Raw genomic sequence first — 21699 nt, 5'->3', positions numbered from 1 at the left:
ATAGGGGATATTTCCATTTTTTTAAACTGTTAAGTTATGTAGGATGAGATATAATAAGAGTGCACAACAAGTTTTAACCTTTTTCAAAACAGGCAGTAAAGCTCCTTCTTATAAGGAGCTTTCTTTATGAAAAGTGTTGATAATGATTCTCTTTAATGATAAACTGTATTCAAAAGTGATAATCATTATCAAAAAAGGTTGGTGCGTAAGTATGGTATATGCATTAGTAGCAGGTACAGTCGCTGTATATGCAGTTATTGCGAAGTATGTTTTAAATGGAGTAGGAACAGCAAAATGAGTGATATGACATAAAATCCCTTTCATTTGTAAAAAGAATGAAAGGGATTTTTTATTTTTAATGAGAATATGCTGAAAATTTAGTATGATAGTAAAGTGAAACTGTAATCAATGGGTAGGTGTAACTCTCACTGGTTATGAGCTCGCAAATAGCGGGGAAAAGTATATACATCTTGGATAAAGGGGAACAAGGGGATGACAAACATAGTACAGACAAACGGTATGAAAAAACTTGTTTGTTTTTATGAAGAGTGGCAAAAACACGGCGATGCAGAGAATAGTTTAAAGTTGTTTGAGGTAATTCAAAAATATAAACAAGAACAGCTTATGATAGCGTTCTGCGGTCACTTCTCTGCAGGGAAATCAACGATGATGAATCATCTATATAAAGCGCAGTTGTTACCGACAAGTCCAATTCCGACAAGCGCTAACGTTGTCAAAATTGAAAAAGGAATGGATCGTGTTGTTGTAACGGTTAAATCTGGAGAGCAGTACGAATATGACGGTGCATATTCAGCAGAAGAATTAAAACAAATTTGTAAAGACGGCGATGAAGTAATTGGTGTTCATATTTATCGAAACGACGCGCCGATTCCTGAAGGGGTTATGTTAGTTGATACACCAGGGATTGATTCAACAGATGATGCCCATCAATTAGCGACAGAGTCGACACTTCATCTGGCAGATGTCATTTTTTATATGATGGATTATAATCACGTCCAATCGGAAGTGAATTTACAATTTGTTAAAGAATTGAAACAACGTAATAAAACGGTTTATCTCGTTGTAAATCAAATAGATAAACATAAAGAAAATGAATTATCGTTTGAGAATTATAAAGATAGTGTAAAACAATCATTCTCTAACTGGGATATTGAAGTAGATGGTGTTTATTATACGTCATTACGAATGATGAACCATCCACATAATGAAATTAGAAGCTTAGAAGCGTTAATTACTTCTATTATGAAAGAAAAAGAGCAGTATGTAAGGACTGGAATGGAGCGAGAAACAGAATATTTAATGGGAGAACATTTCTCGTTTATTGTTTCTGAAAATGAAAAAGCTCTCTTGAAATATGAGGAAGAGTTAGCATCACCACTTTCTATTTCAGAGGTAGTTGAAAAGAAGGAAGAGTTAACGGAAGCGAAAAATCGTGAGGCAAGTAAAGAATCTTATGTGAGAAATGAATTTATAAAAGGTTTACAAGCTATATTAGATAACGCATATTTAATGCCGTTTGAAATGAGAGAATTGGCAAATGCATATTTAGAAACGAAATTAACAAAATTTAAGGTCGGTTTGCTATTTGCGAAAGGAAAGACGGAGCAAGAAAAACAAAGACGTGTAGAGGCGTTTTATTCTGCCCTTCAAAAGACTGTTGAAACGCAGCTTGATTTTCATGTGAAGGAATTTATTGTAGCCTTCTTAAAAGAAGAAGGATTGTTCACGGAGGAAATTGGGAAAGACATATATGGGTTAGAAATTGCTTTCGGACCAGAAATGTTGGCTGAAGTAATTAAACAAGGCGCAGGTTTCACAGGTGATTACTTACTTCTTTATACAGCGGATGTAGCGAATGAACTGAAGAAACGTTATTTTATAAAAGCGCAGCAAATTTTTGATAAAAGTGCGGTCGTTTTAAAGCAAAAGGTGAGAGAAGCAGTTGCTCGTATTGAAGAAGAGATTGAAACATATACGATGCTGCAAACGGCGAAAGAAACACAATTACAATACAGTAACAATTTGGAGGCATATGAAGACTATTTACGAAATGTTTGGCACGATCATGTTGCTACGCCTGAAGGGCTGCAAATAGATGAGATATTGCAAAGGGAAAAGCAAATTGTTAGTGAGAAATTTACACTACAAGAGCAGGAAATCGTAAGCGATAACGTAGCGGTTCATGAAGAAGAGCTGAAAGGAACGGCGGCTTTAAATATTCAGCGGATATTAGAGAAAGTGAAAAAAGCTGAAACGATATTAGAGCCATTGCCAGCGCTGAAACATGTACAGCAAGAGGTAATAGAGAAAAGAAGACGTGTGGAAACAAAACAATTTACAGTAGCGTTATTCGGGGCATTTAGTGCTGGAAAATCATCATTTGCCAATGCCTTACTCGGTGAGAAAGTACTTCCTGTATCACCAAACCCGACGACGGCAACGATTAATCAAATTTTGCCGGTTACAGAGGAAAAACCACACGGAACAGTAATTGTTCAGTTTAAATCAAAGCAAGCGTTATTAGAAGATATGAAAGCTGTTTATAAGCTGTTTCATTATGAGATTGCTACGTTAGATGAAGCGTTAGCACAAATTGATAAAGTTATGAAATATCCTTCACCAACTGGGAAGCAAAAAACAACATTTAGCTTTTTACGAGCGGTACAAAAAGGATATGATGCAGTTTCTACTTATTTAGGAGAACAAGTACAAGTTACATTAGAAGAGTTCTCTGATTATGTAGCGAATGAAGAGAAATCATGCTTCGTTGAGTATATGGAACTTTATTATGATTGTGCTTTAACAAGGCAGGGAGTAGCGCTTGTAGACACACCTGGAGCGGATTCTATTAATGCTCGCCATACGGATGTTGCATTCCAGTATATTAAAAACGCAGATGCTATTTTATTTGTAACATATTATAATCATGTATTCTCTCGTGCTGACCGTGAATTTTTAATTCAGCTTGGTCGTGTAAAGGATACTTTTGCCCTTGATAAAATGTTCTTCTTAATTAATGCGGCGGATTTAGCAGAGTCTGAAGAAGAACTTGAAATGGTAAAAGGTTATATCGCAGATCAGCTGCTGCAATACGGTATTAGAAATCCGCGTTTATTTGCAATTTCAAGTTTATGTGCGCTTGAAGAGAAACAAGGAAAGAATGTTGAAAAAGAGAAGTATGGTATTTTACAAAACTCTGGGATTACGAAGTTTGAGGAATCATTTACGTCCTTTATGATGAGAGATTTAATGCTTGTTTCTGTGCATGCTCTATATGGTGCTTTGCAAGGGGCAGATCAGCTTTTAGTAAACATGATAAAGGGTGCAAAACAGGGGAATGAAGAGAAAGAGAAGCAAACGAAAAAATATGAAGCAGAGCGTGATCAACTACTTCATATCATTTCATCATATAGTGTACTTGCTGAAGAACAGGCGATGCAAAATGAAGTGAAAGAGTTGCTTTATTACGTGCAACAGCGTCTATTCCTACGCTATAACGATGTGTTTACTGAATTTATTAATCCGGCGTCACTTCGAACGGATGGAAATGTGAAAACACAATTGCAACAGTGTGTTATGGAATTAGTAGCATTTATTCAGCATGATTTATTGCAAGAAATGCGTGCGACATCATTACGCCTTGAAAAATGGATAGACGAAGCGATGAAGCGTGCAAAGGACGAAATTGTAGTGAACTGTAAAGTAGAAAATGAATCAATTTCTATGAATGGAACAGTGGAGTATGAATATAAAGATATTACACATAAAGAACCGTTCCCTTCAGTTGAAATAAAAGATTTCAAAAAAGCACTGGCACATTTTAAAAATGAGAAAAGCTTTTTTGAAAAGAATGACAAAGCTTTTATGCAAGAAGACGCTAAATCTGTATTAGAACCGTTCGTATCAAACTATGTAGCTGATGAAAAAGATTTATTTGTTCATCATTATAAGCAAGAGTGGGATATGAAGTGGAACTTATTCCAAAAAGTGATGCAGCAAGATGTGATGAACTATTATGAAAGTATATTGTTTGCATTGGCTGAAACGATCGATGTATCTCTATATGAACAAAGTAAAGAACAATTGCAAAAGCAGTTAGTAGAGATTGAAAAAGAAATTTATGTTATATAGTCGTTATGAGAAAAAGATTCGTTCAATTTTCTTTTGCAGTACAGTATCTAAAGATTTTACAAATCCAGCAAATTCATCGGTAGAAATCATATGAGTAAGAACGAGTCGTCTGCCATCTGGTGTTTCACCGCATAAGACGAATGAAGAAAATTCATATGTTTTGTTTTCAACTACTAATTTTGGATAGGAATACGTGTCGCTTTTCTTCTTCTTTCCATCAATAGAGATGACGTTGCATTTTTTCTCATTGTTGTCCATGGTGAATCCCTCCTTTCTATTACTTATGGTAGACAAGGAGGGTTTAGAACAATAGAGAAGGGGGAATTTTTTATGTCTGTTGTAATAGAACGTATTCCAAAAGAGGCTATACCGAAGTCTTTATTGCTACTTGCTGATCCAAGTGAACGGCAAATAGCTACATATGTACAAAGAGGATTAACATACGTAGCTAAGCAGGGGGGGAGCGTTATCGGTGTATATGTTCTTTTGGAAACAAGGCCAAAGACGATGGAAATCATGAATATTGCGGTTGCAGAGCATTTACAAGGAAAAGGGATTGGGAAGAAGCTATTAAGGCATGCTGTAGAAACTGCTAAAGGATATGGTATGTCAAAACTTGAAGTTGGTACAGGCAATTCTAGTGTTTCACAACTTGCTTTATATCAAAAATGTGGATTTCGTATTTTTTCTATTGATTTTGATTACTTTTCGAAGCATTATGAAGAAGAGATTATTGAAAATGGGATTGTATGTCGTGATATGATCCGGCTTGCAATGGAATTGAATAAAAACGTATAACTATTTAGGGGGAAGAGAAGATGGAAGTACATAAAGCAATTACAGCACATTCTCGTAAACAAAATGAAAGTGTAAAAGCATGTTTACAATTAGATGCACAGCGTGAAGCGGCTATTGAAGCTGCCGTATCTCTTGCGTCAAATGGGAAAGAATTTTCGGTTGATGTCATTAATGTTGTAACGAAGCAAATTAATGATCTTGCAAAAAATGGTGTTACCTTGCAGCGTAAATATGTTACAGAAGAAATGGTTATGGAGTATGTAAGTCGTTTGAAAGAGAAAGAAGGTCGTTAAAGATGATAGTTACAGTCGAATGGTTACGTGAGCATATAGAAGATGAGAATGTCCGTATAATCGATTGTCGTTTTGATTTAGCGAATCCTAATTGGGGTAGAGAAAAGTATGAAGAAGGACATATTCCTCATGCGTTATATTTTGATTTGAATTTAGATTTATCAAGTCCTATAGCAGAACATGGTGGCCGCCATCCTTTACCAAATATTGAGGAGTTTGCAGACAAGCTTTCGGAGGCTGGTATTGATGAGCATACGACAGTAATTGCGTATGACAGTCAAGCCGGTGCAAATGCTGCTCGTTTATGGTGGTTATGTAACTATGTAGGACATGAGAAAGTATATATATTAGATGGTGGTTTCCCCGCTTGGAAAGAGAATGGACTACCGACAACAGCGGAAATTCCTGTTGCTATACGAAAAACATTCAAAGCTAATATACAAGATCATATGCTTGTAACGATGGAAACGGTCAGAGAGAATATCCGTGCAGGTGCGGATGTTACATTAATTGATTCAAGAGAGCCGAAACGTTATGCTGGTGTAGAGGAACTTGTCGATCATAAAGCAGGACATATTCCAACAGCGGTAAACCATTTCTGGAAGGATGGAATGTTGCAATCAGGACAATTTAAGAATGAAGCTGGGCAACAAGAACGATTCCAAAATCTGTCGAAAGATAAGGAAACAATTGTATATTGTGGTTCTGGTGTTACGGCATGTCCAAATATCGTTGCATTAAAATTGGCTGGATTCCAAAATGTAAAATTGTATGCAGGTAGCTGGAGTGATTGGATTTCTTATCCAGAAAATCAAATTGCAAAAGAAGAAGATTAATCACTTGCATGCAAAAATAATTTGTATTAAAATAAGGTCACAAGCAAGAGATTGCTCGAAAAACTTTGTATTTTACACATTAGAAACAATGTGATAATATAACGACAAGTAAATAATACATCCTGCGGTGTGCGTAACTTATTTATGTCTAAAACCGATGTTAGTTATACGGAAGCTCAATATTTAGCGACCATCATCAAGCCTTCCTTGTGGAGGAAGATGTACGGTAACTGTGAGGGCATCCACCTGCGAGTAGCGGGTTTTTGGACATTTACGAGGAGCGGCACGTGCGGGGGTCTTATTTCAACTAACCTTATATAAAATTCCTACGGTGTACGTAGCTTATGCATGTCTTAAACCAATAAGTTTAATATGGAAGTTCAATATTTAAATGTAGCTAACATGCCATCTTTTTAAGAAGGAAGTTACAAACATTTGTGAGAGCATCCACCTGTGAGAGCAGGTTTATGGACATCTAGAGAGAACGGCATATGTGGGGCTATATAAAAACCTTACGTTTTATACGTAAGGTTTTTTTGTTGCATAGATATATCAATATTATCTTGATTCACCTGTGAAGTTTCCGTAATAAATGTAGCACTTTCTGTCTTCATCAATCTCTCTTGAATCTAAGGAGAACTCCATAGACATGCCGTCTCGCTGAATATATATAATATCTGAATGAAGAGATGGTAAAATTTCTTCATAGTTCCATACATCTTGACTATCTACTATGTTTGAACTCGTTTCACTTAGTTCTCTAATTTCAAAACCGATGTAGGAGTATGTAGGGTCTGAAGGGTCATTTGCGAAAACTTCTTTTTGAATATAAATAACTGCTGTTCCGTCTGGATCAACCGAAGTTGCAGTAACAACATAAGTATTTTTCTCTTTAATAAAATATTCACAAGTCATGCGTGCGATAATTTCAGAATTAGAAATATTGGCGTAGTTCCATAAAGCAGGATACCCTTTCGTTTCATCATTAAGTCGATATTCTAAGCGCATTTAATCCCTCTTCTTCCTTTTTCTTCTACTTTATCATGCCATCCTATATAATAGGAATAGAATTTAAAAAGGGGAGTGCGAAGGTGACAAAAACGAAATGGCTAGTAGGTGGTGTCGTAACGTCTTTAATGACTGGCACTTTATTTGGTTGCGCACAAGATCTTCCCCCAAAACCAAATGATAATAGTTGTTCTGATTGGGATTGGGATGATGAACTTGGGGTATGGCAGTGTGATGATAGTAGTTCAGGTTATCGTGGGCATTATTTCTATGGTGGGCGATACTATCAAAATAAATCCACTTTTAAAAATTCATCGGCGTTTAAATCGTATCAATCGTCTGCTGAATTTAAAGGTGGAATTGGAAGCGGTTCAAAGGGAGGATTTGGGGGCTAAAATATGTCGCAATACATAAGGGATCGAAAAGAATTTTATTTAAAATATCCGTATTTTTGGTCGGATTTATATGAATGTGAGTATAGTTTGTTTCATGTTTTTTCTATAACAAATCAGACTTTGGACCAATTACACTTAGCGACTGAACGAATGGGGAAAATATTTTTTAAGACTGCTAGACTGCTGCGTAATTTAAGTGACGAACAGCTTCTAGATCTTGGCTTTCCATCCGCGAGTTTATCTTTCATTAGAATGAAAGGGCTCTATCCTGAATCTGTAATTTCGCGATTTGATTTTGCTGTAACAGAGGATAACAAAATCAAAATGCTTGAGTTTAATAGTGATACACCAACTTTTATTGTGGAATGTTTTCAAATGAATGGGAAAGTATGTGGAAATCTAGGCTATGATGATCCAAACTCGGATCAAGAACGATTGCTATCTTCTGGTGTAACGAAAGCAGTAATGGAAGCGACAAAGGGATTAGATAATCCAAATGTTGTTTTTACAGCACATCATGAACATATCGAGGATTGGAATACCACTATGTATTTAAGTCAGCTATGCCATGTTGAAAATAAAGTAGTGCCAATGTCAGAACTTAGAATTACAAAGGATGCTCTAGTCGATAAAGATGGGGCGAAGATTGATGTTTTATATCGCCAAACATATCCGATAGAAGATTTAATTGAGGATCAAGATCCTGAAACAGGAGATTTGGTAGGTGTGGAACTGTTACAACTTGTAAAAGCCGGAAAGCTTTTTATAATAAATCCTTTGTCAGCATTTTTACTTCAGCCAAAATCAATTCAGTGTCTTATTTGGGGGTTAGCAGAAGAAGAGGCCTTTTATACAAATGAGGAACAACAGTGGATTAAAGAATATATGTTACCTACATATTTAGAACCAGATTTATTTTTAGGAAAAGGTTCTTTCGTTCAAAAACCTTCATTTGGGAGAGAAGGAGATACAATTACGATTCGCGATAAAGACGAAAATATTATGCTTCAAAATGCACACCAAACATATAAAGCGTCACTGCCGATATTTCAAAAGTATATCGAACTGCCAGTCGTATCCTTGGAAACAGAAAAAGGGATCGAGAAACTGTCATATGTGTTTGGTTCGTTTTTAATTGCTGGAAAAGCGAGTAGTATCGGTATTCGTGCGGGAGAAAAGATTACAGGAAATGAATCGTACTATTTACCGGTAGGTATAAAAAGGAGGGGGAAAAATGATTAATTTTTTATTATATTTAGTAGTAACACTCGGCCTTTTATGTATAGGTCTGTTCTTGATGGAAGTGACAACGAAAGTAAAGGAATTTAAGTTAATGGCTCAAGGAAATAAGGCGGTAAGCTATGTGCTTGGAGGACGATTACTTGGGTTAGCTGTTGTTTTATATTCGACAGCAGCTAATTCAATTTCACTTCTTGATATGATTTCGTGGGGAGCAGTTGGGATTTTGGCTCAAATTATCGTCTTTTATTTAGCTGAGTGGCTTACACCACGCTTTAATATAAACAAAAGTCTCGAAGAAGATAATCAAGCAGTCGGTCTTTTTCTTATGTTTTTATCAATTTCAATTGGGATTGTAATTGCTGGTTGTATAACTTATTAAAAACTTTACGTTTAAACGTAAAGTTTTTTATTTTATTCCGTAAAAGCCCGATTGGTGAGGGCTAATAATCAGTGGGGGATGAACAAAACCCCCACTGATTAAAGTTACACTTTATATACGTTAGTTTGCCATACCTTTTGAAAAAATTGTAGGCTACGGTTGACATCTATTTTAAATAAGAGTAACATTTTCAATGTAATGAAAATAAGTCTCTGTTAGGTGAGGCTCCTGTATAGAGAAATGCTACTGCCCAAAAATGTCGAGAGACGCCAATGGGTCAACAGGAATGATCGAATTAAGGTTTTTCTTAACGTAGCTGGTAATGTACCTATGCTATACAGTGCTAAAACTCGGTGAGGGAGAGGTCCGTAGATTTCTAATTATATTAGAAATCGTTTATTTGTGTATGTAATGGCCGCTACTCTCTTAAGGGTAGGGGTCTTTTTTGTTACCAAGCTATGAGTAATTTCATAGTATAAACTATAAAATTAAACGAGGAGGTGAGGAGCATGTCAAATTCTGACTCGGTTCCGTTACCCATATACTTCAAATCAAAAATATATGATGTAGGCAGGAAACGATTTGTTCCTCCCTCTATATTTATCATAATGTAGCGTTTATAAAACGCGAGACACTTTCACAGTAAAGTGGATAAATTGAGAAACAAAGCGTTTCTTCCTATGTTGTAAAGGAGGAGACGATAATATGTTATATGCAAACAAAACTGTGGGTAACACGTCATATAAACTAAGTAAAAAATCAATAAAAGAACAAACAATGCTCCAAAAAAATAAAGATTTATTAATTGAAATTGCAACAAGAGATGTAAAATCTGTATTTGCATATTTTAAAACAACAAGAGACGGACTATCAATGAAAGAGGCGCAAAAACGTATTCAAGTATATGGCCGAAATGAACTAACTTCAAAAAGAGCACTTCTCGCAGAAGTAATGATGAAGCTTGGTGGCATGATTCCAGGTTTTTCAAAACAACGTGTGTGTGATGAATTACAACGTGAAACGATTACTGTATCTAGAGTAGAATGTTCTAGTAGTACAGGGTTAAATAGTGAACTGAAAATGATGGAGATACCAGTGCAAGAACTTGTACCTGGAGATATGATTTTTCTTTCGGCTGGAGATGCTGTGCCAGCTGATGTACGTATTATTTATGCAGATGATTTATTAGTGAATGAGTCTGTGTTAACGGGAAACGAAGCGAATATAGAGAAGTTTGAGAGCTGCTATCACCTTGAACGTAAACGATTTATTCCATTAAAACGGATGAAAGATTATAATCCACTTGAGCTTGAAAATGTATGTTTTAAAGGTTCGCATATCGTTAGTGGAAATGCAAAAGCTATCGTTGTTTCTACTGGAAAAAATACGTATTCAGGCATATTGCATACTTGTTGTAGTAGAACGTCTTAATGTGTTAATGGTGCTAAATATACAAAAACAATGTATAATAGACAAAGTTGAGCAAAAACGTAGAATGGTAATCTATTTATATAACCTTACGTGATAACGTGAGGTTATTATTTTTTTAATAGGAGAGGAATTATGAAAAAAGTATTATTAGTTGATGGTATGGCACTATTATTTCGTGCTTTTTACGCAACAAGTGTCTACGGACAATTTATGAAACGACAAGATGGAACCCCTACGAACGGGATTCATGGTTATATGAAACACTTGTTAACAGCTACGCAAGCGATCGAACCAACACATATCGTTACATGCTGGGATATGGGAAGTACGACATTTAGAACAGAATCGTTCTCGAATTATAAAGCAAATCGTGCAGCGCCACCAGAAGAATTAATTCCTCAATTTGATTTAGTGCAAGAAATGACTGCGAAATTATCCATTCCAGTTATCGGTATGAAAGGCTACGAAGCGGACGATTGTATCGGTACGCTTGCAAAACAATACTGCAATGAAGCTGAAGTTTATATTTTAACTGGTGATACAGATTTACTTCAACTTGTTGATAAGAACGTTACAGTTATGCTTCTGCGTAAAGGAATTGGAAATTACGAATATTACACACCGGAGAGAATCATGGAAGAAAAAGGTGTAGAGCCGTGGCAAATCGTCCATGCAAAAGCTTTCATGGGAGATACAAGTGATAATTATCCAGGTGTAAAAGGTATCGGTGAAAAAACAGCGTATAAGCTTATTCAAGAGCACGGAACAGTATCCGCTGTACTAGAAAATGTAGAATCATTAACAAAAGCGCAGCGTACGAAGATTGAAAGTGATTTAGAGAACTTAAATATTTCGTTGCAATTAGCACAAATTCACTGTGAAGTTCCAATTTCATGTTTACTAGAAGAGGGATTACACACAATGGATGAAGAAAAACTTAGATTTGTTTGTGAAGAAATGAATTGGGGAAGACCTGAAATATTAATAAATATGCTATAAATAGTTTGGAAAGAGGGATGTTGCATAAGTCGAACTTTGACTTGGTGACACCTTCTTTTTGTTTTTGTAAACAGTATGATAGTAAATAAAATTATGTCGAACTCAATTTTAAATATATAAATGTTTCGACAAGATATAATGATAAAAGTTGATGAAAATAGTAATTTTATAATGAAGTGAATTAATTTCAACATAGTTTTAGAGAGTCTTTTTCGTGTTCACAAAGTTGTCAGAAAATAAACGGAATTTTCATATGAAGTTCAAATAGAATTCACAACAATCAATTATTATAAGGACACACAGATAATTCTTTATCTTTTATATAAACCATCCCCAAGGAGGACAATGAAAATGAGAAAAAGTGAGAAAATCTTTTAAACAATTATTAATTGAAAATAAACAATCACTATTAAATAATAAAGAAAATATGAAAGAAATTGAAGAGAGAATTGAGAAACGACATGTAGCATATAGTGGTGCTAGTAATTAAATAAAATAAAAAGATAGCCTATGCAGGCTATCTTTTTTTTTATATTGAAAAACGCTATTCATCTCTTTAATTTATGTAAATTTGCAAGATATTTTTATAGCGTTTTTCTATCAATATTACTCATTTTCGAGGTTGAAATTGGTATATACCAATTTTGAGATTCGCTATTCATAATATTACAAAAATGTTACAATACACTCAAATTTATACTATAAAATCATTTTAATATGAAAAATTGGAATGAAAAGAAAGGAGAGGAATATGAATAAAGATGTCGCTTTGAAATGATTATTATCATTTCATTAGGAGTTGATGTAAAAAGATGAAGAGATACGAGGAATTGGATTCTATAAGAGGATTTCTTCATTAATAGTAATGATCGGTCATCATTTAATGATTTTTCAGCATTTCAAAATTACAGTTATGAAGATAATAAACCATTTGTTGTGTATCTATTAAAAGAAACGCCTGCTCGTCTAATTTTTAGTAGTGGTAATGAATCTGTTATTATCTTTTTTGTTTTGAGCGGATTTGTTTTGTATGAATCTATTCAAAAAACCTATAGTAGTTATGGATCATACCTTTTAAAACGTATATGCAGAATATACATTCCCTATATTGTAGCACTAATTATAGCTATTATATGCCAGACTACAATTAGTGGATATGGTATTTCTTATTTAAGTGAATGGTTTAATCGCTCGTGGACGATTGAAAGTTCTTCAAGTTTAATAGCGCAACATATTTTATTGGTTGGGAAATATAATACAGATGCATATAACGGTGTGATTTGGTCACTTGTCCATGAAATGCGAATATCAATAATTTTTCCGCTAATTTTGATGATTTGCTTACGAAAAACGTTGAGGTGTTCATTACTATTATTGTTTAGTCTTAGTATATGTTCTGTCGTAATATTATTTTTGTTTCGCTCGGGCTTAACATTAACAAGCTATGCATTAACGTTGCATTATACGGTGCTGTTTTTACTAGGGGCACTAATTGCGAAGTATAAAAATAAATTAATAGTTTTTTATAGTAATTGTACTAAAAACACGAAAATTGCATGGTTTTTATTTGCGATTTTACTTTTTATGTACGAAGGACTTATTGGAGAAATGAAAGTGCTCAATAATTTCATATTTCGAGACTACGTAGTGGCGATAAGTGCAAGTCTATTTGTCATATTAAGCTTGTCAATATCAACTTTGTCGTCCTTGCTACGCAATAAATACTTGTTATATTTGGGGAAGATTTCTTACAGTCTTTATTTATACCATATTATATCGTTGTTTTCCCTTATATACATGCTCCATGAAATATTACCGTTGCCTATTATTTTAATTTTTTCACTTGTTTTTTCGTTTATACTTGCAATACTTTCGTATATATATGTAGAAAAATTTGCATTCAGAGTCGGAAAGTATGTAACAAAACAAGTGGATAGAAAGAAGAGAGGGGTATCTGTAAAGAGTGACTTGCAGGATGTTATTCAGAAAAGGGCGGTGAAATAATTGAAGCAAGAAATGAGTATAAAAGATTTTCAACAATTATTGAAAAGAAGATTCGTAACGATTATTTTAACGATGTGTTGTTTAACCGCTTCTTTAGTTCTTATCTCTATGTATGTTTTAAAGCCGTCATATCAATATTCAACGCAAATTCTTGTTGGGAATTTAGATGAGTTTAATAAGGAAAATTCAACAAATAAAACACAAGAAAATAAGCAACTAGTAACATCGTATGTTGATATTTTAAAAAGCCCATTAATTATATCAACAGTCAAAAAAACTTTGAAATTAGAGCAATCAAGTTATGAATTAGCACAAAAAATCTCGGTGGTGAATACAGACAACTCACAAATTGTAACTGTTACAGTAAAAGATTCCAATCCGAAAGTCGTGAAAGACATTGTAAAGACATTGGCAGAGCAATCACAACAAAGTTTTCAACAGTACACAAATGTACAAGGTGTGAAAGTGTTGACGGATCCTGAGTTACAGGAACAGGCTGAAAAATTGTTTCCAAAATTTCAACTGATCATTCCTATTTCCTTAATTGTTAGTTTTTTTGTTGGGATAGGTTTAGCTGTATTTCGAGATTATTTTGATGAACGTATATACACGGAACAAGATTTAGAGAAAATAACAACAGTCTCTGTTATTGGTCACATAAATATGAAATCGAATAGAAAAAAGAAACCTACAGAGGTTGATAAACAATCATCTATATATCGAGGTGAACATGTCGATGTTTAGGACAAAGAAACAGCTGCCATTCGATCTGCATGATGATCTGATGAAAGAGCAGTTTTATACGGTGTATCACGATCTGAAAAAAACTGGAAAACAACTGTTCACAGTTAGTTCAACGAAGGACAGAGGGGTTGTTGCCTCGCTTATAGTAAATATGGGTCTAGTGTTTGCGGAAATGAAGAAAAAGGTGTTACTTATTGATGTGAATTTTTCTGACCCTAAATTAAATGTATTATTACAAAGTGATCACATGATAACAGTAAACGATATAATAAGCTCTTCCCCCTACAATTATGAATCTTTTTCTAGTAATTTGTCTAAATACTTATATTGTATTCCTGCAAAAAAAACAGTATACACAGGGACGCCCTTAGTTGCTATGGATGAATTTGATAATGCGATTGCTAAGTGGAAAGAAGATTTTGATTACATTTTCTTTTATTCTTCTGAAGTATTTGATCTTCCTGCTACGCACATTATTGCAGAGAAATGCGATGGAGTGGTCTTAGCAGTTAAAAAGCGACAAGATTCACTACGTACAGTGCAAAAAGTAATAGTGGATATAAATAGGAAAGAATGTGAATTAATAGGTATAATTTTATATTCTTGAATGTGGGGGTAACGATCCATGATTCGTGAAACAAATCAAGCCAAGTTGTATACGATTCCGGCTCAAGAAAAGCCTAGCATATTGAATCGAAGTGTAAAACGCTTGTTTGATATTATATTTTCACTCATATTGTTACTATTAACGATACCAATTATGTTGTTCTTTTGTATTATGATTACTTTAGAAACATCAGGGGCTCCAATTTACTTTCAAGAACGTTTAGGTATAAACGGGAAGAAGTTTAATGTATTTAAATTAAGATCAATGGTAAAGGATGCTGAAATAAATGGCCCACAATGGGCAAAAGAACATGATTCAAGAATTACAAAAGTTGGATTGTTTATAAGAAAAACGAGAATTGATGAATTACCACAACTTTTAAATATTTTAAGAGGAGATATGTCTTTTGTAGGTCCTAGACCAGAGAGAGAGTTTTTTTATAATGAATTTGATGCGTATATTCCAGAATTTAAGGAACGTTTAATAGTAAAACCAGGATTAACAGGATGGGCACAAATAAATGGAGGGTATAATCTTGATCCAAAGGAAAAGTTGAGGCTTGACATGGAGTATATTGAAATGAAAACATTTCGGATGGACATCCGTATTTTATGTAAAACCGTTTTAATTGTATTGAACGGTAATGGTGCAAGATAAATATGTAAGTAGGTTACTTGCAAAGGAGAACTTGTATGGATAGATCTATTCTAAACAATATTATCCATCTATTTTATAGTACAATTTTAGCTAACCTTCTTCAGGCCGTCAGTTTAATTGTTTTAGCAAACTTTTTTAACGCACAACATTATGGGATGTTTAGTGTTGCCATAGCAGTGACGTTTGTTATGTTATTCTTTACAGACTTAGGACTTAGTAATACGTTTCTTCGAGAAGGGGCAAAGGATGGAGCAGATTTAGAGCAGATTTTATCATCGTATATAAAAATAAGGATGATTCTACTTATTTTTATTTCTATCATCGGTTATATTGCTATTCATTATATGTATGCGGATAAAAATTTAATTTATATGATGATAAACGTAATGTTTTTCATGTTAATAGGATTAACTTGGCAAAACATAGGGATTGCCTATTTTCAACTGACGGAACGTATGAAGTATATAGCGCTCATAAAAGTTGTATCAGCATCAGTTGTCATTATAATTACATGTTTTTGTATTTTCGGAGAGTTACCGGTGTATGTAACAGCTCGCTTATATGCTTTTGGGTATATGATCGGTGGTTTATTCAGTATATATATCATGAGAAAAAAGACGAAAATGAATATGAAAGTCGTAATTCATAAAGCGTTATTTTGGCAATTAACTCCCTTTATTATTAGCGGTTTTTTAATAATGAGTACGCCACAATTAGCACCTATCTTGCTTAACTATACATTGCCATTAAGTATGGTAGGTGTTTTTGCAGTGGCGTACCGGATGCCGGCAGCTTTATATCAAGTACCAGGGGTAATTGCAGGTGCATTTTTTCCAGTGCTCTTTAAGCATTATAACCAGAATAATATAGAAGAGCATACGAAATTAAATTTACTTCAAATTAAATCAATGGCGATTGTAGGAATATGTATGACGATCGGTTTATATCATTTAGCACCATACTTTATTTCTATATTTTTTCATGAAGAATGGAGCAATGCAGTAGAGCCACTCCAAATATTATCATTTCTTATTGTGCTACAAAGTTTAAATATTGCCATTGCTGATGGTTTAACGACGAGTGGATGTCAAAATAAGAGAACTGTTGTGCAGTGTGTAGCATTGGTGATAGGTGGGGTTATGCTGTATAGCTTTAGTAGTCTTGGTGGAGTGATAGGAGCGGCATACGCTATGGTTTTATTTGAAATAGTCGCTTTAGTGGGATATATAGCAGTGAGTGTAGTGAAGAAAAAAATTGTATTCCAAATTGTAATACCGTATACAATTTATTTTGGTGTAACCTTTATTGGAGTGCAATATATATTGCATACATATCATTTAATTGCGCTTGTTCTTAATATATTAATTGTACTAGCTGCCATATTCCTATATGATTATGAGCTAAAAACTTCTTCTTTCTTTTATAAGAAAAATACGCAAAAGGATTATATTACGAAACAGGGATATAGCCTATGGAAAATAATATGAAAGTATCGATGGGATGGATTATTCTTCTAATATTATTTGTTATGTTAAGTAAATACAATTTATATATTGGATTTTCATTGAAGATATATATGATTTTTTAGTCATATATTTTTGTTTAACAATTAAAGACTTTCATATTCAAAAATTATATTTTCATGAAGTTATATTTTTACTGTTTTATTTCATTTATTGTTTAAGTGGAATTCTTTCTATGTATTTAAATGCTAGTATTCGTATGATTTTTGGCGTGCTACTCGTTTTAGGATGCTATTTTATAATGAGGAATTTATTGGGGAATACTGAAATAGTGGTACTTGAATCATCTATTGCTTATGTAGGAGTAGTATTTAATGTTGTAAGTCTAATACTCTATATAATCGGTTTACAATACTTTAGTTTATACGGTGGAGAAGAGAGAGAAATTTTTGCTGGTTTATTAGTGGATAGAGGATATCCACGGTTAATTGGATTGCTAGATGATCCTAACATCTTTATTTTCTATAATACAATATTTTTATGTACTATATGACGAATTTACAAAATATCACTAACATTCTAGGGTTAATTTTATGTGTTACGACGAGTTTATTAACTTTTTCAAGGGTGGTATACTAGCGCTTGTGCTTGTCGTTTTGTATATATATGTATGTCTAGTTTCGCTAAAAAATAAAAATAATTATAAGTTTAGTATTGTTTAGTGTAGTTATTTTTAGTTTATCGAATAGTGTAATGGGGGCAATTAGATGACATATTAAATAAACGAATTTCTGATTTTTCCCATGATAATGGAAGTGGTAGATTTACATTATGGGAAGCTGCTTTTAAATATTATTTATCCAATCCATATATCGGAATCGGTGCTTTTAACTTTTCGAATTATTATGAGTATCAATTTAATGAAAAATTATATGTACACAATACATTTTTAGAAATCTTGTCTGAATCGGGTACAATTGGTTTTCTTCTATATAGCGCGTTTTTATTCATATTAATGTTCAAGCTAGCGCAGCATACTTTGTTTCGTGAAAAACCATATCTTCTATTGACTATGATTGCATTTATATTTCAGATGATGTCATTGTCACTCATTATTAACGAAGCCTTCTTTTTATTTTTAGCAGTTGTTGTGAAGTATATTTCAATATATGAAGGAAGGGGAAAGATAGATGGTAAAATGTCTATCAGCACATAACGAGCCGCCTTATGTTTCTGTAATAACACCTTCTTATAATAGTATACGATTTATAGGTGAGACAATTTTATCTGTACAGAATCAATCGTATGAAAACTGGGAAATGCTTATCGTTGATGACGGTTCAACCGACCAATCTGCCACAAAAATTAAAGATATAATAGAAGGAGACTCACGTATTAGGTTATTATCATTAAAACAAAATGTTGGTGCTGCTAAAGCTCGGAATTTAGCGATCCAAGAGGCGAGAGGAAGGTACATTGCCTTTTTAGATAGCGATGATATATGGTTGCCGCATAAATTGAAGACACAATTGTTATTTATGGAAGAAATGAATATTGCTTTTTCATATGCGTCGTATAGTTTAATTGATGAAAACGGTAATGAATTAAATCGTGAAGTGAGTGCACCAAAATCTGTTGACTATCATTATTTAGTAGGAAATACAATTATCGGTTGTTTAACAGTGATGATTGATCGTGAAAAAATTCCATATGTCGAAATGCCTAGTATACAGCCGGAAGATACAGCGTTATGGCTGAACTTATTACATGAAGGGTATGAAGCAAAAGGGATACAGCAAGTGTTAGCAAAATATAGAATTGTTACAAATTCTGTTTCTAGAAATAAAATTAGAGCAGCTTTCCGGTATTGGAAATTGTTAAGGGAACAAGAACGACTGAATTCGGTGCAAATTTTTTACTATTTTAGTAAGTATGCTTATCATGCTTATAAAAAAAATAAAATCAATGTAGTTGGGAAGACGCAATTATGAATATACTGTTGATGACAGATAAATTGATAACTGGCGGAGCCGAGAGCTATTTTTGTAAATTGGAAAGTAATTTGCGTTATGATGATTTTAAGATTTATACAGCTGCAGGTGATGGAGAACTATATGAATCTCTTACTAGAAAAGAAAATTTTATATTACTTAGTCGATGGAATCATTTGAGAAATATTTATTATTTACGAAACGAAATTTGTAAACGAAAGATAGAGCTTATTCATGCAAATAGTTTGCGAATGGTATTATATGCTTTTCTAATTCAAAAGTTTATTAAAAAAAGATGAAAATTGTTTATACGAAACATAATGTAACGATATTAGAAAAGAAAATGCCAACGCTTTTTCGTTATTTCATGAATAAATATGTGAACAATATTATTACAGTAAGTGAGTTTGAGAAGAATAATTTAATTTCAATTCATGTAGCAGAAGAAAAATAAATACAATTTATAATGGTGTCGATATCGAAAAGTTTTTATTCCAGCAGAAAAGAAAGAATCTACATATAAAATAGGGATATTAGCTAGATTATCTAAAGAGAAAAATCATCAACTATTTATAAAGATTGCAAATGTGTTGAAAAAAAGAGATGACTTTTTGTTTTATATTGCTGGTGATGGACCAGAGAAAGAATCGATTATGAAAGAAATAGAAAAATATGGGTTGCAACAGAGTGTAAAGATGTTAGGGAATATTTCAAAACCACATGAGTTTATAGGGAATATGGATGCCTTACTTTTATTATCTTTTCGTGAAGTGTTTCCAATGGTAGTAATTGAAGCGATGGCTACAGGGACACCAATTGTTTCAATAGATGTTGGTGGAATACATGAAGCGGTAATAGATGGAGAATCAGGTGTTTTGATATCTGAATATTGCGAATCTAAATTTGCAAGTGCGCTTGAGGAACTACAAGGTAATGAAGAAAAGGTAAATGATATTAGATTGAAAGCACGAGAGAAAGCAGTGAGGTATTTCTCGTTAACTAAAATGATAGAAGAAACGAAAAATATATATGAATTAAACAAATGACCGGGTAGGTCGTTTGTTTTTTTTATTATAGAAACTTTTAAGAGAGAACTCACATATTATATGAAAAAGGTAATATGAGGAGTGAATTTATCTTGTCAGAATATATTTCTTCCCAAGAAGATTGTGCGCCAGAAGGTAGCGTTCACATCGATTGTTTTGGCGCAGTTCCAAACTCGGGAAATGATAGCTCATTAGCAATTCAGCAAGCTATTGATTATTGTGTAGCGAATCGAATTTCGACGGTTAGAATTACAGGGGTAAATACGTACAAAATTGTAAAGCCGATTGTTATTAAATCAAACGTAAGATTAGAGTTAGATCCTACCGTAACGCTGCAAATTGATGGGGATTTTAATGCGTTTGAGCTACAAAGTAACGCTTCGATTGTTGGTGGTACTATTCAAGTTATAAATTCATTGTTTCAATCTGCTGTCATTTATGTTTCTGGTTCACAACAAATCGAAGTACCTAATCAATCTGTTATATCAAATATAAATATAATAAATACAACTCCATCGTATAAAGGAAAAGCTATACATTTTTATTGTCAAAAGGCATGGGATTATATTAGTTTCTTTCAAGTTAAATTTATTCAAATTAAAAACTTTCAAACTGCAATATATTTGAAAACAGAGTATATAGATGATATCAATACACCTTGCTGGATTAACGCCAATGTATTTCAATCAATATTTATTGATGGATGTGTGTATGGGATTGAAGTAGATGGAAATAGTGATTTGCCAAATGAAAGTTCAGGAAATACGTTTCATGATATTCAAGTGCAATGTAGACAACAAACGAAAAAAGCAATTCGTTGCTCAGGTGCGTATAATACATTTGATTGTATGATTTGGGATACGTACCGGATGAGTAGTGAACAGATTGTCATTGAATTTTCTTCTAATTCGCATCGTAACTACCTTTTTTCAAATTTACTTTCTACAACTATTGTAGATAAAGGACAGTACAATGTTTGTAAGTCTACCTATGAAGAATCTCTTCGAATTCAGTTACCGATTACGTTAAATAAACCACATTTAATAGGGAATCAAGATGATATTTTAGTAAATGCTCAGCAGAAGTATACGATTAAGCAAGTAAGTGGGAAAGTGCCTTACGGGGGGAATCTCGCAAATTGCTTTAATTTAATAGATGAACAAAGTGTAAACTATATTGACGTTCCAGATAGTAATCCAGTTGTAATTGAACTGGATTTTACGAAAAAACCAATACAAATGTTAAATTGTTTTGGAATGTATTTTGGGTGGGGAGAGAGCCCAAAGAAAATTAAAATTGAATATGCATTAAGCGCAACTGGAAGTTGGGTTATCGCGTTGGATGTTCCATTAAATGTTGGCGATACAATTATATCGAATATGAAGGCGAGTCAGTTATATAAAGTTAGAATTACATTAAGTGGTTATTCTCAAGATCATAAGCGTTTTCGAATTAATCGTATTTTTGCAAGGTCTTCTATGGAAAACGGGAACGCTTGGTTAGCGACAACTGGTGGAAGAATGTTTGGAGATATTGAAATAGAGGCAAGTAAAGGTATAATCATGAAGACTGCTAGTGGAGTGAAATGGAAAGTTACTATTAATGAAGCTGGCCAACTTATTACGACTAAGATAACTTGAGATGTTGTTTAATT

18 protein-coding genes, 2 other RNA genes, 4 pseudogenes and 1 riboswitch are annotated in these 21699 nt (G+C 33.5%); of the genes and pseudogenes, 22 read left to right on the top strand and 2 right to left on the bottom strand.

The genetic code is table 11. The annotated features are described in order from the left end of the window. The first annotated feature begins 133 nt into the window (after nt 1–133). Both IQ781_RS07635 and IQ781_RS07630 read left to right on the top strand, forming a co-directional pair. Nucleotides 134–298, top strand: a complete 165-nt coding sequence (locus IQ781_RS07635; RefSeq protein ID WP_002182615.1) for a hypothetical protein — start codon at nt 134–136, stop codon at nt 296–298. A 194-nt stretch (nt 299–492) separates the two neighbouring features. Continuing rightward, nucleotides 493–4152 carry a dynamin family protein gene (locus tag IQ781_RS07630; protein WP_063220805.1) on the top strand — a complete coding sequence of 1220 codons (3660 nt, stop codon included), beginning with the start codon at nt 493–495 and terminating at the stop codon, nt 4150–4152. Between the two features lie 3 nt (nt 4153–4155). Here the strand turns inward: IQ781_RS07630 and IQ781_RS07625 are convergent, their stop codons facing one another. After that, nucleotides 4156–4410 carry a DUF3931 domain-containing protein gene (locus IQ781_RS07625; protein ID WP_000369740.1) on the bottom strand — a complete coding sequence of 85 codons (255 nt, stop codon included), beginning with the start codon at nt 4408–4410 and terminating at the stop codon, nt 4156–4158. A gap of 72 nt (nt 4411–4482) precedes the next feature. Between IQ781_RS07625 and IQ781_RS07620 the strand changes: the two genes are divergently transcribed. The 5 genes from IQ781_RS07620 to ssrS (IQ781_RS07600) all read left to right on the top strand — a co-directional run bounded on the left by IQ781_RS07620 (nt 4483) and on the right by ssrS (IQ781_RS07600) (nt 6583). Then, nucleotides 4483–4950 (top strand): GNAT family N-acetyltransferase, encoded by a 468-nt coding sequence (locus IQ781_RS07620; protein WP_000117689.1) that lies wholly within the window; start codon nt 4483–4485, stop codon nt 4948–4950. Nucleotides 4951–4970: 20 nt separating this feature from the next. After that, entirely contained in the window at nt 4971–5243 is a 273-nt protein-coding gene (locus tag IQ781_RS07615; RefSeq protein ID WP_000451818.1) for a YpbS family protein, read from the top strand. Between the two features lie 2 nt (nt 5244–5245). After that, entirely contained in the window at nt 5246–6079 is an 834-nt protein-coding gene (locus IQ781_RS07610; protein WP_000637556.1) for a sulfurtransferase, read from the top strand. Between the two features lie 116 nt (nt 6080–6195). After that, nucleotides 6196–6378, top strand: a non-coding RNA gene (gene ssrS, locus IQ781_RS07605) — 6S RNA. A 21-nt stretch (nt 6379–6399) separates the two neighbouring features. Next, nucleotides 6400–6583: non-coding RNA, 6S RNA (gene ssrS, locus IQ781_RS07600), on the top strand. 54 nt (nt 6584–6637) lie between these two features. Here the strand turns inward: ssrS (IQ781_RS07600) and IQ781_RS07595 are convergent. Continuing rightward, entirely contained in the window at nt 6638–7087 is a 450-nt protein-coding gene (locus IQ781_RS07595; RefSeq protein WP_001235523.1) for a hypothetical protein, read from the bottom strand. Between the two features lie 83 nt (nt 7088–7170). Here IQ781_RS07595 and IQ781_RS07590 point away from each other — a divergent pair, with 83 nt between their 5' ends. The 15 genes and pseudogenes from IQ781_RS07590 to IQ781_RS07520 all read left to right on the top strand — a co-directional run bounded on the left by IQ781_RS07590 (nt 7171) and on the right by IQ781_RS07520 (nt 21685). Next, complete coding sequence (locus IQ781_RS07590) at nt 7171–7482, top strand: hypothetical protein (protein ID WP_000169030.1); 312 nt, start codon at nt 7171–7173, stop codon at nt 7480–7482. Nucleotides 7483–7485: 3 nt separating this feature from the next. Next, nucleotides 7486–8724 (top strand): glutathionylspermidine synthase family protein, encoded by a 1239-nt coding sequence (locus IQ781_RS07585; RefSeq protein ID WP_063220806.1) that lies wholly within the window; start codon nt 7486–7488, stop codon nt 8722–8724. Then, nucleotides 8717–9103, top strand: a complete 387-nt coding sequence (locus IQ781_RS07580; RefSeq protein WP_000606868.1) for a DUF350 domain-containing protein — start codon at nt 8717–8719, stop codon at nt 9101–9103. The genes IQ781_RS07585 and IQ781_RS07580 overlap by 8 nt, the downstream gene beginning before the upstream one ends. Before the next feature lie 204 nt (nt 9104–9307). Then, nucleotides 9308–9473, top strand: a riboswitch (M-box (ykoK) riboswitch). Nucleotides 9474–9808: 335 nt separating this feature from the next. Then, nucleotides 9809–10534 (top strand): P-type ATPase actuator domain-containing protein, encoded by a 726-nt coding sequence (locus tag IQ781_RS07575; RefSeq protein ID WP_000964949.1) that lies wholly within the window; start codon nt 9809–9811, stop codon nt 10532–10534. Between the two features lie 132 nt (nt 10535–10666). After that, nucleotides 10667–11533 carry a 5'-3' exonuclease gene (locus IQ781_RS07570; protein WP_000757073.1) on the top strand — a complete coding sequence of 289 codons (867 nt, stop codon included), beginning with the start codon at nt 10667–10669 and terminating at the stop codon, nt 11531–11533. 361 nt (nt 11534–11894) lie between these two features. Beyond that, nucleotides 11895–12023 carry an FbpB family small basic protein gene (locus IQ781_RS07565; protein WP_017657088.1) on the top strand — a complete coding sequence of 43 codons (129 nt, stop codon included), beginning with the start codon at nt 11895–11897 and terminating at the stop codon, nt 12021–12023. 322 nt (nt 12024–12345) lie between these two features. Then, nucleotides 12346–13537: pseudogene (locus IQ781_RS07560) on the top strand (acyltransferase family protein). After that, nucleotides 13538–14281 carry a YveK family protein gene (locus IQ781_RS07555; RefSeq protein WP_063220807.1) on the top strand — a complete coding sequence of 248 codons (744 nt, stop codon included), beginning with the start codon at nt 13538–13540 and terminating at the stop codon, nt 14279–14281. It abuts the pseudogene before it with no gap. After that, nucleotides 14268–14888, top strand: a complete 621-nt coding sequence (locus tag IQ781_RS07550; protein WP_242808278.1) for a CpsD/CapB family tyrosine-protein kinase — start codon at nt 14268–14270, stop codon at nt 14886–14888. The genes IQ781_RS07555 and IQ781_RS07550 overlap by 14 nt, the downstream gene beginning before the upstream one ends. A gap of 18 nt (nt 14889–14906) precedes the next feature. Continuing rightward, a complete protein-coding gene (locus IQ781_RS07545; RefSeq protein ID WP_000617653.1) occupies nt 14907–15545 on the top strand; it encodes a sugar transferase in 639 nt (212 codons plus the stop codon). Between the two features lie 35 nt (nt 15546–15580). Beyond that, nucleotides 15581–17032, top strand: a pseudogene (locus tag IQ781_RS07540) (oligosaccharide flippase family protein). After that, a pseudogene (locus IQ781_RS07535) lies at nt 17017–18224 on the top strand (O-antigen ligase family protein). Before IQ781_RS07540 ends, IQ781_RS07535 begins: the two co-directional pseudogenes overlap by 16 nt. Then, nucleotides 18199–18999 carry a glycosyltransferase family 2 protein gene (locus IQ781_RS07530; RefSeq protein WP_000237682.1) on the top strand — a complete coding sequence of 267 codons (801 nt, stop codon included), beginning with the start codon at nt 18199–18201 and terminating at the stop codon, nt 18997–18999. Before IQ781_RS07535 ends, IQ781_RS07530 begins: the two are co-directional and overlap by 26 nt. Beyond that, nucleotides 18996–20045 (top strand): annotated as a pseudogene (locus tag IQ781_RS07525) (glycosyltransferase family 4 protein). Before IQ781_RS07530 ends, IQ781_RS07525 begins: the two are co-directional and overlap by 4 nt. A gap of 92 nt (nt 20046–20137) precedes the next feature. Beyond that, entirely contained in the window at nt 20138–21685 is a 1548-nt protein-coding gene (locus tag IQ781_RS07520; RefSeq protein ID WP_046392531.1) for a glycoside hydrolase family protein, read from the top strand. Nucleotides 21686–21699: the final 14 nt, after the last annotated feature.

Source organism: Bacillus sp. N447-1, from assembly GCF_022701035.1.
GTDB classification, from domain to species: domain Bacteria; phylum Bacillota; class Bacilli; order Bacillales; family Bacillaceae_G; genus Bacillus_A; species Bacillus_A cereus.
This window is presented reverse-complemented; position numbering and strand designations above follow the sequence as displayed.

Coding starts and splice junctions, on each gene's coding strand:
- IQ781_RS07630 (WP_063220805.1), top strand. CDS start 493: ATGACAAACATAGTACAGACAAACGGTATGAAAAAACTTGTTTGTTTT.
- IQ781_RS07625 (WP_000369740.1), bottom strand. CDS start 4,410: ATGGACAACAATGAGAAAAAATGCAACGTCATCTCTATTGATGGAAAG.
- IQ781_RS07620 (WP_000117689.1), top strand. CDS start 4,483: ATGTCTGTTGTAATAGAACGTATTCCAAAAGAGGCTATACCGAAGTCT.
- IQ781_RS07615 (WP_000451818.1), top strand. CDS start 4,971: ATGGAAGTACATAAAGCAATTACAGCACATTCTCGTAAACAAAATGAA.
- IQ781_RS07610 (WP_000637556.1), top strand. CDS start 5,246: ATGATAGTTACAGTCGAATGGTTACGTGAGCATATAGAAGATGAGAAT.
- IQ781_RS07595 (WP_001235523.1), bottom strand. CDS start 7,087: ATGCGCTTAGAATATCGACTTAATGATGAAACGAAAGGGTATCCTGCT.
- IQ781_RS07585 (WP_063220806.1), top strand. CDS start 7,486: ATGTCGCAATACATAAGGGATCGAAAAGAATTTTATTTAAAATATCCG.
- IQ781_RS07580 (WP_000606868.1), top strand. CDS start 8,717: ATGATTAATTTTTTATTATATTTAGTAGTAACACTCGGCCTTTTATGT.
- IQ781_RS07575 (WP_000964949.1), top strand. CDS start 9,809: ATGTTATATGCAAACAAAACTGTGGGTAACACGTCATATAAACTAAGT.
- IQ781_RS07570 (WP_000757073.1), top strand. CDS start 10,667: ATGAAAAAAGTATTATTAGTTGATGGTATGGCACTATTATTTCGTGCT.
- IQ781_RS07550 (WP_242808278.1), top strand. CDS start 14,268: ATGTCGATGTTTAGGACAAAGAAACAGCTGCCATTCGATCTGCATGAT.
- IQ781_RS07545 (WP_000617653.1), top strand. CDS start 14,907: ATGATTCGTGAAACAAATCAAGCCAAGTTGTATACGATTCCGGCTCAA.
- IQ781_RS07530 (WP_000237682.1), top strand. CDS start 18,199: ATGGTAAAATGTCTATCAGCACATAACGAGCCGCCTTATGTTTCTGTA.